The organism is Litoreibacter janthinus (assembly GCF_900111945.1).
Classification (GTDB): Bacteria; Pseudomonadota; Alphaproteobacteria; order Rhodobacterales; family Rhodobacteraceae; genus Litoreibacter; species Litoreibacter janthinus.
In genome coordinates this window covers 1,892,616-1,906,160 of record NZ_FOYO01000001.1, presented here as the reverse complement: position 1 = coordinate 1,906,160, position 13,545 = coordinate 1,892,616, and the positions used below count along the sequence as shown (strand labels likewise).

The following is a 13,545-nucleotide window of genomic DNA, read 5'->3' as shown; positions in this document are numbered from 1 at the left end:
TCATGGTACAGAAACTCGACTATCTTCGCGAAAGCCCCAGCCAGACAGCAGGCCCCTACGTCCACATCGGTTGCACACCCAATTTCACCGGCATCGACATCTACGGAGGTGATCTGGGAACATCGATGAAGACCGGCCCCGTTAAGGGCGAGGAAATCATCATCAAGGGTATCGTCTATGACGGCACCGGCACCCCCCTGCGCGACGCCATGATCGAGATTTGGCAACCCGACGCAGCCGGGCTGTTCCCTTCTGCGAATGAAACCCGCGGCAAGGCTGACCCGAACTTTGTTGGTTGGGGGCGTTCTCCGGGCGATATGGTGACTGGGGAATTCACCTTTGATACCGTTAAGCCCGGTGCCGTGCCGTGGCCCGACGGACAGATGCAGGCGCCTCATGTCACCGCTTGGGTCGTCGCGCGCGGCATAAATATCGGCCTGCATACGCGCATCTATTTTGAAGATGAGGCGGAGGCCAACGCATCCGACCCCATCCTAACCCGCATCGAGCATCAGAACCGCATTCCGACCTTGTTGGCAAAAAAGCTCGAGGACGGAGAATACAGGTTCGATATCCACCTCCAGGGTCCGAACGAAACCATCTTCTTTGATATTTGAGGCCGCTGTGAACAATCCCTGCATCATCTGCGTCGCGATCACCGGGTCGTTGCCCACTAAGGACAACAATCCGGCCGTGCCGATAAGCATCTCCGAACAGATTGAAAGCACGCACGAGGCATTTGAGGCAGGGGCCACCATCGCCCACTGTCATGTTCGCGACGATGACGGAAAGCCCACATCGGATCCTGACCGGTTCGCGCTGCTTAAGGAAGGCCTCGAAAACCACTGTCCAGGCATGATTATTCAACTCTCGACAGGGGGGCGATCGGGCAGCGGGAAAGAGCGAGGGGCCATGCTGGATTTGCGGCCGGACATGGCCTCAATATCGGTCGGATCAACAAATTTCCCCACACGTGTCTATGAGAATTCTCCGGACCTTATCGACTGGCTCGCCCTGGAAATGCGGACACATGGAGTGAAGCCGGAAATCGAGGCATTTGACCTCAGCCACATTTTCCAGGCCAAGCTGATGGCCGATCGCGGGGAGATTGTAGGTACGCCCTATGTCCAGTTCGTCATGGGCGTGAAGAACTCAATGCCGGTGGACCGTGAGGTTTTTGATTTCTACGTCAAAACCGTCAAGCGCCTGTTTGGGGAAGACGCGCCGTGGTGTGCTGCCGGCATTGGGCGGCAGCAGATTGTGTTGAACGACTGGGCGGTATCAAGCGGTGGCCATGCTCGCACCGGGCTTGAAGACAACGTCCGGATTGACAAGACCACGCTTGCCCCGTCCAACGCGGCACTGGTCAAGCGTGTTGCTGACCTATGTGTCAAATACGAACGTCCGGTCGCCACTTGGCAGCAGGCACGCAATATTCTCGGCCTAAGAGCAGTCAAAGAATGAAAAAGATCTATCCTAACGCCACGGCTGCACTCGACGGGTTGCTGCACGATGGCATGCTTATGGCGGCAGGCGGCTTTGGCCTTTGCGGCATTCCGGAACTGCTGATCGACGCTGTGGTCGAAAGCGGCGTCAAAGACTTGACAATCGCGTCTAACAACTGCGGCGTTGATGGCTTCGGCCTGGGCAAACTGCTCGACACCCATCAAATCAAGAAGATGATGAGCTCTTACGTCGGCGAGAATGACGAGTTCATGCGTCAATACCTCGCCGAAGAGCTCGAGATCGAGTTCAACCCACAAGGCACGCTTGCCGAACGCATGCGCGCTGGCGGCTGTGGCATCCCGGCCTTTTACACCAAAACGGGTGTCGGCACGGTTATCGCCGAGGGCAAAGAACACAAGGATTTCAACGGCGAAACCTACATCATGGAAGAAGGCATCTTCGCCGATCTGTCGATTGTGAAAGCCTGGAAAGCCGATGAAACCGGCAACCTGATCTTCCGCAAGACTGCTCGCAACTTTAACCCACCGGCGGCCATGTGCGGCAAGACTTGTGTCGTGGAGGTCGAGGAAATCGTGCCGACCGGATCGCTCGACCCCGACGACATCCACCTGCCCGGCATCTACGTCCACCGCCTGATCCAAGGCGAACACGAAAAGCGTATCGAACAGCGCACCGTCCGGGAGAAGAAATGATGGCTTGGGACCGAAACCAAATGGCCGAACGGGCCGCTGCTGAGCTTGAAGATGGCATGTATGTGAACCTTGGCATCGGCATCCCGACGCTGGTGGCCAACTACGTGGGCGACAAGGACATCACTCTGCAATCGGAAAACGGCATGCTGGGCATGGGTCCGTTTCCTTACGCAGGCGACGAAGACCCCGACCTGATCAACGCCGGCAAACAAACCATCACCGAGCTGAACCGCACGGCCTACTTCGATAGCTCCCAGAGCTTCGGCATGATCCGCGGCGGCAAAATCGCCGCGGCGATCCTAGGCGCGATGGAAGTCGACGAAAAGGGCGATCTTGCCAACTGGATGATCCCGGGCAAGCTGATCAAAGGCATGGGCGGCGCAATGGACCTCGTCGCAGGCGTCGGCCGCGTGATCGTTGTAATGGACCACACCAACAAACACGGCGTGTCCAAACTGCTGAAGGAATGCACTTTGCCCCTGACCGGCAAGGGCGTAGTTGACCGGATCATCACCAACCTCGGCGTGTTGGATGTAGTCGACGGCGGCCTCAAAATCGTCGAATGCGCAGACGGCGCCACCAAAGACGAACTACGCGCAGCAACCGAAGCGACAATCGTTTAATGGCGTTCGTGACCGTCAATGATGTCACGCTGCATTATCGCCATTCCTATGGGGTTGGCATTCCCATCGTCTTTCTCAATTCGCTCGGAACGGATTTTCGGATCTGGGACGCGGTGATCCACCAGCTAACCGTCAACGCGCCAATCCTTTGTTTGGACAAGCGCGGCCACGGGCTAAGCGACGATGGCCCCATCACGATGGACGCCTTGGTGGGCGATGTCAGCACTCTGATGGATCATCTTGATATGAAGGCCGCGCTGATTTGCGGGGTCTCTGTTGGCGGGCTGATTGCGCAAGGCTTAGCAGCGGCCCGCCCTGATCTGGTTGCAGGACTTATGCTATGCTGCACAGGGGCCAGGATTGGCGATGCGGAGGGCTGGAATGCCCGAATCCAAGCCGTCGAGGACCAAGGCATCGCGTCCATGGCCGAGGCCATTCTGGAACGGTGGTTCTCAGAAGGGTTCCGCTCCGGTCGACTTGCGGACCTTGCGGGGTATCGCAACATGCTGATCCGCACATCTGCTGTTGGTTACGCAGGTGTCTGTGCCGCAATCCGCGACAGTGATTTCACAGACCAAGCCCCACGCATCACCATGCCGACCCATTGCATTGCTGGCGCTATTGATCTTGCCACGCCCCCGGCCCTCGTCCAAGCTCTAGCGAGTTTGATTAACGGGGCACACTATGAGGAACTGGACAACTGCGGGCATCTTCCGTCCATCGAACAGTCTGCCGCAACGGCCCGATCGATCAGCAGCCTGCATGAGACCCTAAGATGACCGGCCCCTTCGATCATCCGTTTCTTGGCGGATTATTTGGCGACCGGGATGCGGCGCAGATTTGGAACCCCGAACGTCAGATCACCCATATGCTCGCATTTGAAGCCGCCTACACCCGCGCCTTGGGGCGTGTCGGCAAACTGGATGCCGTCACGGCTGAGAAGACAGCGCAACAGATCGAAACTTCTGAGCCGGATATGTTTGCCCTTAACAGCGGCACTGCGTCGGATGGCGTTGTGGTCCCCGCTTTGGTGGCGCAACTAAAAGGCGCGATTGGTGGCGATCCCGCCAGCATTCACGAAGGCACGACATCACAGGATGTTATCGACACAGCTCTTGCCCTGACTTTGCGTGATTTCAATGACCTGCTTGGGGTCAAGCTTGAAGAATTGTGCGGCGCGTTTGACCGGCTTGAGGTCCAGTTCGGGACCCGCACCATTATCGGGCGGACACGGATGCAGGCTGCGATCCCAATCACGCTGGCTGGCCGGCTTTCGACATGGGCCTACCCCGTTGAACGGCATCGCCAGCGGCTGGCGCGCCTCCGCCCGGCGGTTGAACGTTTGCAACTAGGCAGCGCAGCGGGCGACCGCGCGGCCCTCGCACCTCATGCTGACGAGATCGCAAGAAGCATGGCTGACCAACTTGGTCTGCAGAACCCCGAACTGGTCTGGCACGCTATTCGGGATGACCTTGCGGATTATGCCAATCTTCTGTCTCTCATGACCGGCTCGCTCGGCAAGTTTGGGCAGGATATTTGCCTGATGGCCCAGCAAGGCATTGATGAGGTCACCCTTGCGGGCGGCGGCAGTTCATCGGCGATGCCCCACAAACAGAACCCAATCCTGGCCGAGCTTCTTGTGACGCTAGCGCGCTTTAATGCCACCCAGGTCGCAGGCATGCATCACGCACTTGTCCACGAGCAAGAACGCTCTGGCTCCGCCTGGGCGCTGGAATGGATGATACTACCACAGATGGCTCAAGCCACCGCGCGTAGCCTAGCAGCCGCAACTGAAATCTGTGGCAAGATCACGTCGATTGGAACGGCCTAACTTGCGGGCCTGAGCGCCTTTGTCATCAAGGCCAACAGGCTTGCTTTTTCGCTTTCGGATAGATCCGGTAGAATGCGAGACTGTAGTGCGCAAACAACCGGCGCCAGCTTTGCCAGCACGGCGTCACCCTCTGGTGTCAGGCTCACTTTGAAGGCACGACGGTCCTCATCATCAGGCTGACGCCTGACCAGACCCTTTTGTTCTAGCCGCTTGATCACGCCGCCAATCGTCGCTCGGTCATAGGCGATGCGCTTTGCCAAGCTCGCTTGGTCAAGACCGGGGTCCTTGGCCAACGTGGACATCGCCGCAAACTGAACCGAGGTCAGATCGAAACCGGCAGCTTTGGTATGTTCCAAGAACACCGCGGTAGACTGTTGATGAAGTCTCCTGATCAAATGGCCCGGCAGTGCATAAAGGTCCAATTCATCGGTCATGTCCGCAGCTCTCCATAGTATGCATACTTACCATATTGACAGGAGCGCCCCCCGTCCAGTATTTAGTAAGCATACATACAAAATGCGGAGCGCGACATGCAGTATCATCTGAACGGGTTTTCTACCGGTGACCCGGCCATTGCAAAACCTAACGTCGGTGCAGCGGACAAGAATGATCCCGTTGACTTGCTAATTGTCGGTTGTGGCCCCGCAGGTCTAACACTTGCAGCCCAGCTTTCTGCCTTTCCCGACATCAAGACCCGCATCACCGAGCGTAAATCAGGCCCCCTGGAAGTGGGCCAAGCGGACGGTATCGCCTGCCGCTCTATCGAAATGTTCGATGCATTCGGCTTTGCCGAGAAGGTTCTGAAAGAAGCATACTGGGTCAATGAGGTCGCCTTCTGGCGGCCGAACGACTCCGGTACCGGCCTGCACCGCGCGGACCGCATTCAAGACGTTGAGGATGATCTGTCAGAGATGCCTCATGTGATCCTTAGCCAAGCACGGGTGCATGATTTCTACCTCGACATCATGCGCAATTCCCCGAACCGTTTGGAACCCGACTATGAACGTGAGCTGATCGACCTGACCACCGATCCTGAAGCCGACTACCCCATAACAGCCACGTTTAGCTGCCCCGACGGGACAACCGAAACGATCCGTGCCCGCTATGTCGTTGGCTGCGACGGCGCGCGTAGTGTCGTGCGCAAGTCCATGGGTCATGATCTAAAGGGCGAATCCGCTCGGCAACTTTGGGGCGTGATGGATGTTCTGGCGGTGACGGATTTCCCTGACATACGGCTCAAGGCCGCGATCCAATCAGCCGACCACGGCAGCGTTCTAATCATTCCGCGCGAAGGCGGCTACCTGGTGCGCATGTATATCGAGCTGGACGAGCTCCGCGGGAACGAACGCGCCGCCGACCGAGGCGTCACACCAGAGCTGCTGATCTCAAAGGCGTGCGATATTCTAGCCCCCTACCAGCTCGACGTGAAAGAGGTGGCGTGGTGGTCGGCTTATGAAATCGGTCAGCGCGTCTGTGATGCCTTTGATAATGTCCCCGATGCGGAGCGTGCCGAGCGTTTCCCCAACGTGTTTATCGCCGGTGATGCCTGTCACACCCACAGCCCCAAGGCCGGTCAGGGCATGAACGTCTCGATGGCTGATACGTTTAACCTCGGGTGGAAACTGGCATCGGTCTTGCGTGGGCAGGCGAGCCCCGCCCTGCTGCATACATACTCCGAGGAACGCCGCGCTAAGGCGAAAGAGCTGATCGACTTTGACCGCGACATGGCGCGGCTGTTCAGCGCCAAGCCCAAAAACGCTTCTGAGGCGGCCCAGTTCCAAGGCTATTTCAAAAAGCATGGGCGTTACACAGCCGGGGTAGAAACCCTCTATGACCCATCGATGATTACGGTCGCCGGTGACGGCCAAGCACTTGCTACGGGCCTGAAGACCGGGATGCGGCTTCATTCTGCGCCCGTCATTCGGGCTGGTGATGGTAAATCCATGCACCTTGGTCATACCCTCAAGGCCGATGGCCGATGGCGGCTTATCGCCTTTGCAAACGACACCGATGCTGGCCAAACCGGCGCCCCTATCGACGGGTTGTGCTCCTATCTGGCGCGGGCCCCGGACAGCCCTCTCGTAAGATACACGCCAAAAGGCGCGGACATCGACAGCGTCATCGACCTGCGGGTCGTGTTCCAAACCAACCACCGCGATCTGAAGATCGAAACCCTGCCGAGCCTGCTTTTGCCGACCAAGGGGCGTTATGGGCTGGTTGATTATGAAAAGGTCTTTTGTCCGGATCTCAAAAACGGCCCCGACATTTTTAACCGTCGCGGAATCGATCGTAAGAACGGCGCGCTTTTGGTCGTGCGGCCCGATCAGTTCATTGCGAAAGTTCAAACCCTCAGTGACTTCACAGGACTTGCCCAGTTCTTTGATGGATTTATGACGTCGGCGTAACGGCGGCTCATCACCGCCGTCATGCGTTGATTTTGCGGAACCTTCCTATTCGAAGAACGTCGCGTTGCGCCCGCCGACCACAATGTCGAAATCGTAGGCTTCTTCGACGTCCGCGTCGCCCGCGTCCCGCGGAATGCCCAGATTGCGCTCAAAGGCATCGCCCATGAGGATCGCCATCGGGTCAGTTTCGTTGTTCGGCTCGCCCGGGAAATACATCTGCGTGATAAGCCGCGAGGACCCGCCACTGATCGACATATGGATGTGCTTTGGACGCCAGCGACCAATATCAGGACGGGCAAGGTAGGCACCCGGGCTGATCGCCCAGAAACGATAGCGGCCCTCGTCGTCGGTCAGAACGCGCCCCAGCCCAAGGTGGTTTTCATCCAGTTGCAGGCCCGAATGATCCTCGATGTGGCGGTAACGCCCGAAGTGATTGGCACTCCAGATTTCCAACAACGCGCCTGCAACAGCGCGGCCTGATGCTGTGCGCACACGGCCTGTAACCTCGATCGGAACACCAGCAGCGCGAGGCCGATCCGGGGCCGTCCGGGTCATGTCCCATTCATGCGGATTCGCCGCGTAGCGAGCCGGCACCACCGGCACAAAGCTTTCGCGCGCGACATCAGGGATCAACCGCAGCCGCTGGCGCGGGGTGCGCTGATCCGATGTGTTGTCCGTTGGGCCAATGCCCAGAATACGTCCTTGCTTGGCCATGTCTCAGCTCTCCAGATCATCAAAGAATGGGGTTTCATTGTCGCCGGCCATGATGATGTCAAAGACATAGACCTCGGCTCCGCTGGCCGTACGCCCGTCGTGGCGCGCAATCAGTTTGGGGGCATCGTCCCCCGCGGCCTGCAACACAGGGTCGCTTTCATTGCCGTCCTCGGTGTCGAAAAATACCTGCGTCACGATACGGTTGATACCGTCCGAGAAAATCGTAACCGTGATGTTAGGCGCGCGCCCTGCGGCCGCACCCGGCTTAATTGTGGGGAACTCATAAATGCCCGACGCCGACCGGATGCGACCATACCCGTAGAACCATGGATCGATATCTTCATCCCCTTCCGTTGCCGGTGTGCGATAAACACCCTTGGCGTTGGCCTGCCAAAACTCCATCACAATGCCGTTGGCCAGCTCTCCGTGCCGGTCCAGCACCCGTCCGCGCAGAATGATCGGCGTGCCCGATGCCTTTGCTACGACGCCCGGATCGAGACGAGTCAGATCCTCTAGCGCCGGATCCGCGAAATAGATTGGGAAGTACGGCCCGCAGGTGTCTTCGTTCGTCGCTGGTAAAAGGTTTGATGCCGGGTCGGTCATCTCCTGTCCTCCATTGTCTTTGGTGCGTTTTGCAGATTAAACACATGAGAGCACAACTCGGAATCTAATCGTCTATGCCCAAAGCGTCCAATCATGATGTCTATTTTGTCCCCGGTTTGCACCGAGGCTTGAGAGTTCTCGAAATCCTTGGCGCCGCAGAAAATCCCATGTCGCTGAGCGACATTGCCCGCGCGATGGAGCTGAGCCGGAGCTCGGCGTTTCGTCTTGTCTACACCCTGCGCCAGATGGAGTTTATCCGCGAAGCCGAGCAGGCCAATACCTTCACCCTTGGCGCACGCGTGCTGAGCCTTGGGTTCGCCTATTTGAACCAGCAGCCCATTACCGCCATCGCGCGGCCCATTCTGGCCAACCTGCGCGACGAAACCGGCGTTTCGACGCACTTGAGCGTGCTGGAAGGGGATGATGTTTTGTATCTTGTCAGCCACCAAGCCCGGTCGGGATATGTTTCGAACATGCGCACGGGTACCCGAACGCAAGCCTTCGCCTCGGCAATTGGCTGGTGCCTCTTGGGGGCCAAGAACGCCGCAGACTTGGACACGTTTGCTGAGGGGCAAGACTGGCACCGTTTTACCGAACACACGCCCATGGACGCGGCTAGCCTTGTGGCACGTGTCTCTGAGGCGCGCGATGCGGGCTTTGTGATTTCCAGAGGCTACCGAGAGCCGGGCGGGTCGAGCGTCGCCGTGCCAGTGCGTGACAACACCGGCGCTATAGTCGCTTGCGTAAACCTGTCCGGCCCCGACAGTGGATTTGATTTTGATCGTATGGAGAGCTTTTACCTGCCGCAGGCCCAAGACGCTGCGCTGCAAATCTCGCGCGCCTTGGGGTATCAGGGCAACTAGGTTCATCCGGCGATGCCCAGAATTTCGCGGGCTTCATCTGGGGTTGCTAATTCGCCACCCAGATCACCGATGATGCGGGCTGCCTTTTCGACCAATTGCGCATTGCTTTCGCAATGCTGGCCCTTGGCGATGTAGGCTGTGTCCTCCATCCCGATACGGATATGCCCGCCCAGCAGCCAAGCCTGTGCCAGCATGGGAAACGCCGTACGCCCGATGCCAAAGGCGGCCCATTCGGTGCCCTCAGGCAATTGGCTAACGAGGTAAGCCATCGTTTCAGGGTTCGCGACCGCGCCAAAACGCACGCCCAATACCATCTGCACCATCAAAGGTGTCTTGAGCACTCCACGCGCCACAAAGTCTTTGACCATATGCAGATCGCCACTGTCGAAAATTTCGATTTCGGGTTTCACACGTGCTGCATAGATCCGCTCGGCCATGATTTCGAGGTTGCGCGGCGCGTTGATGACCGAAGCTTGCCCCGACCACATGGTATTGAAATCCAGCGTGCAGATATCGGGCTTCAGAGCCTCGACATGGGCCACGCGTTTTTCGGGCACGCATAGGGTCGATCCCTCGGCGGCGATCTGTGGATTCTCATCGGAGGGAATGAACCGCCCACCTTCACCCGTGGTGAGGTTTAGCAAAACGTCGGTGTTCTCGGCGCGAATACGCTCGACCAGTTCGGAATAGAGTTCGAGCCGCATGGACCCTTTGGCGGTTTCCGTGTCGCGCACGTGAAGGTGCACAATGGCTGCACCAGCCGCAGCGGCATCCAGCGCCTGACGTGCAATCTCTTCGGGTGTGATCGGCAGGTTTGGGCTGATTTCGGGCGTCATCAGGTTGCCCGTGATCGCAGCCGTGAGAATCGTCTTGCGCGCCATTGCTTAGCCCCTCACCACGTCAGAAACTGCGTGCACGAGGGTCTCGAGTATCTGTTCAATCTCGGCCTCGCTCGACGTATAGGACGGTGCCAGCAACACGTGATCACCGTTTATGCCATCAATGCACCCCTGCGACGGATAGGTCATAACGCCTCGCACCTTGGCGGCCGCTCCGATCTTGGGTGCGATCTCGTCCGCTGGATCAAATGGCGCCTTGGTTGCGCGATCCGCGACCATTTCGATGGTCCAGAACAGCCCGCGGCCGCGAATATCTCCAACGTGGGGATGCTGTGCAAAGGCCTTGCGCAACCCAGCCTCTAGCTGCTTGCCGCGCGCGATCACGTTGTCCAACAAACTCTCATTTTCAATGACCTGCTGCACGGCCAAGGCACCCGCCGTCGCAATGGCATGAGACATATACGTATGCCCGTTCCAAAGCTTGCCGCTGCCCGCTTTGATCACATCAACAACCTTTTGCGCGGCCATAACGGCGGCGATCGGTTGATAGCCCGCACCCAAACCCTTGGCCATCGTGGTTAGGTCGGCAGCAATGCCTTCTTGTTCTAGCGCGAACGAGGTGCCCGTCCGGCCCATACCGCTCATCACTTCGTCAGCAATGAAAAGCACGCCGTATTGATCACAGATCTCTCGGATGCGTTTGAAATAGCCTGCGGGTGCAGGCTGGGTGCCCAAGGACGCCCCCACAACAGGCTCGGCAACGAAGGCCATCACGGTCTCAGCCCCCAGGCGCTGGATTTCTTCCTCCAGCAGGTTTGCCATACGCACAGCGAAATCTGCGTCACCTTCTGAGTCATGCTGCAAACGATAGGGGTACGGCGCGTCGATATGATTGACCTCGATCAAAAGCGGCGCAAAAGGCGCGCGCCGACCCGCGTGCCCCCCTGTTGCCAACGCACCGAGGGTATTGCCGTGATAGCTGGGTTTGCGCGCAATAATATGGCGGCGCTCAGGCTCGCCTTTTTCAAGACAGTACTGCCGCGCGAGTTTCAGCGCAGCTTCCATCGCCTCAGAACCCGAGCCCAGATACATCACCCGTCCAGCGCCTGTTCCCTTTGGTGCACGCGCCACAAGATGGGCCGCCAAATCCTCGGCGGGTTGATTGGTGAAGGACCCTGTATGCGCAAAGGCGAGTTTGTCCACCTGCGCCTTGATGGCCTCTCGGACCTTTGGGTGATCATGCCCAAGACAGGACACAGCTGCCCCGCCGCAGGCATCCAGATACCGCTTACCCGTTGCATCAATGAGAAAATTTCCATCCCCCGCAACGACAACTGGCAGGTCAGAATTGAGGTCTCGGTGAAAAATGCTGCTTTGGGACATAGCTCTCACATCTTATGTCTTGTATATAAACCTACGTTTTGTATATTAGACGCTATTCCATATCGCAAGGCTTTACTGACGTGACAGGCGCATTGAACGGTATAATTGTTTTGGACATGACCCATGTTCTGGCTGGGCCCTTTTGCACTTACCAGTTGGGATTGCTTGGCGCAGACGTAATCAAGATCGAAGACCCGTCCAACCCAGATTGCGCGCGGGGCCGCGGGCCAGATGACGCGTTGAACGCAGCAGGCCTTGGGCTGAACTACCAAGTGCAGGGAGGCAATAAACGTAGCCTCGCGCTGAACCTGCGCAGCGCTGAAGGGGCCGACCTGCTGAAATTGCTCGCCGCCCAAGCAGACATCGTGGTCGAGAATTTCACAACCGGCGCCTTGGCGTCCCTTGGGATCGGCTACGAGGTTCTAGCCGACATCAACCCCAAGCTCATTCACTGCTCCATCACCGGATATGGCGACAGCGGCCCTCAAGCCGAAGACGGCGCCTATGATAATGTCATCCAAGCGACCAGCGGCACGATCGGTCAATGCGGCGGCGTTAAGCCCGGTGTCTCCTTTGTCGATTATGCAACAGGGTATGCTGCGGCCTTTGCCGTCACCGCCGCTCTGACGCAGCGCGAACGGACTGGGAAAGGCACGCATATCTCGGTGTCCATGCTTGAAGTCGCCATGCAAATGATGGCGCCCGAGGCAGCCGCCGCCCAAAGCCCTGCTACCGCCAAGCGTAGCAAAGAGGCAGGCATCGCAAGCTATGAAACGCAAGACGGCCAGTTGATGCTCGGCGCGTTCCACCCCGCGCAATATCGCAAGCTTTCGGGGCTTCTTGATGGATTGGGTCATCCCCTGCCCGCCCTAGCCACTATCCAATGCTGGCGCGACGTTTGGGCTATCGGCGCGGGAACCAAATCAGCCCTGCGCGACATTTTCATGACCGCCGATGCGGACACATGGGTCACCCGACTGCGCGCGGCCGATCTGCCCGCAGAACGGGTCAAGACTTTGGCCGAGGCTGTCGACCTGCCCCAACTGACCGCGCGCGGTTATTTCCAGCCCAGCCCTGACAATCCGGGCACGGCCCTCCCCACAACGGCCTTTCACATGGGGGGCGCAGGCACCACACTGCATCAAGCGCCCCCTACGCTGGGTCAGCATTCCCACGCTGTCCTGATCGAGATGGGGCTGGATGAACGCCAGATTGGCCAACTTTTTGACGCAGGGATTGTGACATGCCCCACCTAAACGCGACCCTTTGGAGTGCTTTGCCCGATGATATGCATCATCGCGGCGAACCCTCGGCTTGGGCCAAGATGACCCGCCCAGGCCAGCCAATGCATTCCTTCCTTGAGGCCGCGTTTTTTGACGAGGATGGGAACCTTTGGCTGTCGGATGTGCCTTACGGTCGGATCTTCCGGGTCTCGCCCGCTGGCAACTGGACCCAGATGCACCAGATTGATGGCGAACCCCACGCCATGCGCATCGCCCCCGACGGACGGCGCATCGCAGTAGACTACAAGCACGGCCTGATCGAGCTGACTGGCGAAACCTCTATTGAGGTCCTCAGCGCGGGCGAACCAATGCCCTTCCTTGGCCTGTCGGATATGACCTATGGCCCCGATGGTGCTCTATGGTTCACCGATAGCGGCCGCACCAGCTTGAGCGATCCGCACGGACGGGTCTATCGCTGGCAAAATGGCGATCTGCGCCTTGTGTTGGACTGCGTGCCCTATGCCAACGGCATTGCCGTTTCACCAGATAATACTTGGGTCTACGTCGCCGCGACCCGTGCCAATCAGGTCTGGAAGTTCTCGACCCGCCTGCCCGAAAAGGGCCAGCCTATGGTTGGCACCTATCTGCAGATGTCGGGCGGGCTGGGTCCCGATGGATTGGCCTGCAACTCTCATGGATGGCTCGCCATAGCCCAGGCGCAGGCCGGGCGCGCCTATGTGTTCGACGCTGCCGGAGACCTGATCGCCGATGTGCGTTTGCCTCGCGGGCTCTGGACGACATCCGTCACTTTCGATCCTGCCGACCCGACCCGACTTTTCATTGTGGATGCCCAATTCGGATGCGTCTTCACCTGCCAAATCCCGACTCCAAGGACCTGATAC

General features: G+C 58.5%; 15 protein-coding genes. 10 read left to right on the top strand and 5 right to left on the bottom strand.

Annotated elements, in window-relative coordinates:
• Positions 1–2: 2 nt before the first annotated feature.
• Genes pcaG through BM352_RS09585 form a run of 6 tightly spaced genes read left to right on the top strand, consistent with a single transcriptional unit; the run spans position 3 to position 4,613 of the window.
• Positions 3–617 carry a protocatechuate 3,4-dioxygenase subunit alpha gene (pcaG, locus tag BM352_RS09610; protein WP_090216001.1) on the top strand — a complete coding sequence of 205 codons (615 nt, stop codon included), beginning with the start codon at positions 3–5 and terminating at the stop codon, positions 615–617.
• A gap of 7 nt (positions 618–624) precedes the next feature.
• Positions 625–1,464, top strand: coding sequence for a 3-oxoadipate:acetyl-CoA acetyltransferase (locus BM352_RS09605; protein ID WP_090215998.1), 840 nt, complete (start codon positions 625–627; stop codon positions 1,462–1,464).
• Complete coding sequence (locus BM352_RS09600) at positions 1,461–2,159, top strand: CoA transferase subunit A (RefSeq protein ID WP_090215996.1); 699 nt, start codon at positions 1,461–1,463, stop codon at positions 2,157–2,159. The genes BM352_RS09605 and BM352_RS09600 overlap by 4 nt, the downstream gene beginning before the upstream one ends.
• Positions 2,159–2,782 (top strand): 3-oxoacid CoA-transferase subunit B, encoded by a 624-nt coding sequence (locus tag BM352_RS09595; protein WP_090215993.1) that lies wholly within the window; start codon positions 2,159–2,161, stop codon positions 2,780–2,782. Before BM352_RS09600 ends, BM352_RS09595 begins: the two co-directional genes overlap by 1 nt.
• Positions 2,782–3,561, top strand: coding sequence for a 3-oxoadipate enol-lactonase (gene pcaD / locus BM352_RS09590; RefSeq protein ID WP_090215990.1), 780 nt, complete (start codon positions 2,782–2,784; stop codon positions 3,559–3,561). Before BM352_RS09595 ends, pcaD begins: the two co-directional genes overlap by 1 nt.
• On the top strand, positions 3,558–4,613 hold the full coding sequence (locus tag BM352_RS09585) for a 3-carboxy-cis,cis-muconate cycloisomerase (RefSeq protein WP_090215987.1): 1,056 nt from the start codon (positions 3,558–3,560) through the stop codon (positions 4,611–4,613). Before pcaD ends, BM352_RS09585 begins: the two co-directional genes overlap by 4 nt.
• Here BM352_RS09585 and BM352_RS09580 read toward each other — a convergent pair.
• Positions 4,610–5,047 (bottom strand): MarR family winged helix-turn-helix transcriptional regulator, encoded by a 438-nt coding sequence (locus BM352_RS09580; protein ID WP_245780953.1) that lies wholly within the window; start codon positions 5,045–5,047, stop codon positions 4,610–4,612. The genes BM352_RS09585 and BM352_RS09580 overlap by 4 nt on opposite strands.
• Before the next feature lie 96 nt (positions 5,048–5,143).
• Here BM352_RS09580 and BM352_RS09575 point away from each other — a divergent pair, with 96 nt between their 5' ends.
• Positions 5,144–7,018, top strand: coding sequence for an FAD-dependent monooxygenase (locus BM352_RS09575; protein ID WP_090215984.1), 1,875 nt, complete (start codon positions 5,144–5,146; stop codon positions 7,016–7,018).
• 45 nt (positions 7,019–7,063) lie between these two features.
• On the opposite strand, the gene BM352_RS09570 is transcribed toward BM352_RS09575, so the two are convergent.
• Both BM352_RS09570 and BM352_RS09565 read right to left on the bottom strand, forming a co-directional pair.
• Positions 7,064–7,732 carry a dioxygenase family protein gene (locus BM352_RS09570; protein ID WP_090215981.1) on the bottom strand — a complete coding sequence of 223 codons (669 nt, stop codon included), beginning with the start codon at positions 7,730–7,732 and terminating at the stop codon, positions 7,064–7,066.
• A 3-nt stretch (positions 7,733–7,735) separates the two neighbouring features.
• Positions 7,736–8,335 (bottom strand): dioxygenase family protein, encoded by a 600-nt coding sequence (locus BM352_RS09565; protein WP_090215977.1) that lies wholly within the window; start codon positions 8,333–8,335, stop codon positions 7,736–7,738.
• 128 nt (positions 8,336–8,463) lie between these two features.
• On the opposite strand from BM352_RS09565, the gene BM352_RS09560 reads away from it, so the two are divergent.
• On the top strand, positions 8,464–9,198 hold the full coding sequence (locus tag BM352_RS09560; protein ID WP_217643003.1) for an IclR family transcriptional regulator: 735 nt from the start codon (positions 8,464–8,466) through the stop codon (positions 9,196–9,198).
• Positions 9,199–9,200: 2 nt separating this feature from the next.
• On the opposite strand, the gene BM352_RS09555 is transcribed toward BM352_RS09560, so the two are convergent.
• Positions 9,201–10,079 (bottom strand): beta-keto acid cleavage family enzyme, encoded by an 879-nt coding sequence (locus tag BM352_RS09555; RefSeq protein WP_090215971.1) that lies wholly within the window; start codon positions 10,077–10,079, stop codon positions 9,201–9,203.
• A gap of 3 nt (positions 10,080–10,082) precedes the next feature.
• Entirely contained in the window at positions 10,083–11,420 is a 1,338-nt protein-coding gene (locus tag BM352_RS09550; protein WP_090215966.1) for an aspartate aminotransferase family protein, read from the bottom strand.
• Between the two features lie 80 nt (positions 11,421–11,500).
• Here BM352_RS09550 and BM352_RS09545 point away from each other — a divergent pair, with 80 nt between their 5' ends.
• Together BM352_RS09545 and BM352_RS09540 are read left to right on the top strand one after the other, a co-directional pair.
• A complete protein-coding gene (locus BM352_RS09545) occupies positions 11,501–12,676 on the top strand; it encodes a CaiB/BaiF CoA transferase family protein (RefSeq protein ID WP_090215963.1) in 1,176 nt (391 codons plus the stop codon).
• Positions 12,664–13,542, top strand: a complete 879-nt coding sequence (locus BM352_RS09540) for an SMP-30/gluconolactonase/LRE family protein (RefSeq protein ID WP_090215959.1) — start codon at positions 12,664–12,666, stop codon at positions 13,540–13,542. Before BM352_RS09545 ends, BM352_RS09540 begins: the two co-directional genes overlap by 13 nt.
• Positions 13,543–13,545 lie beyond the last annotated feature (3 nt).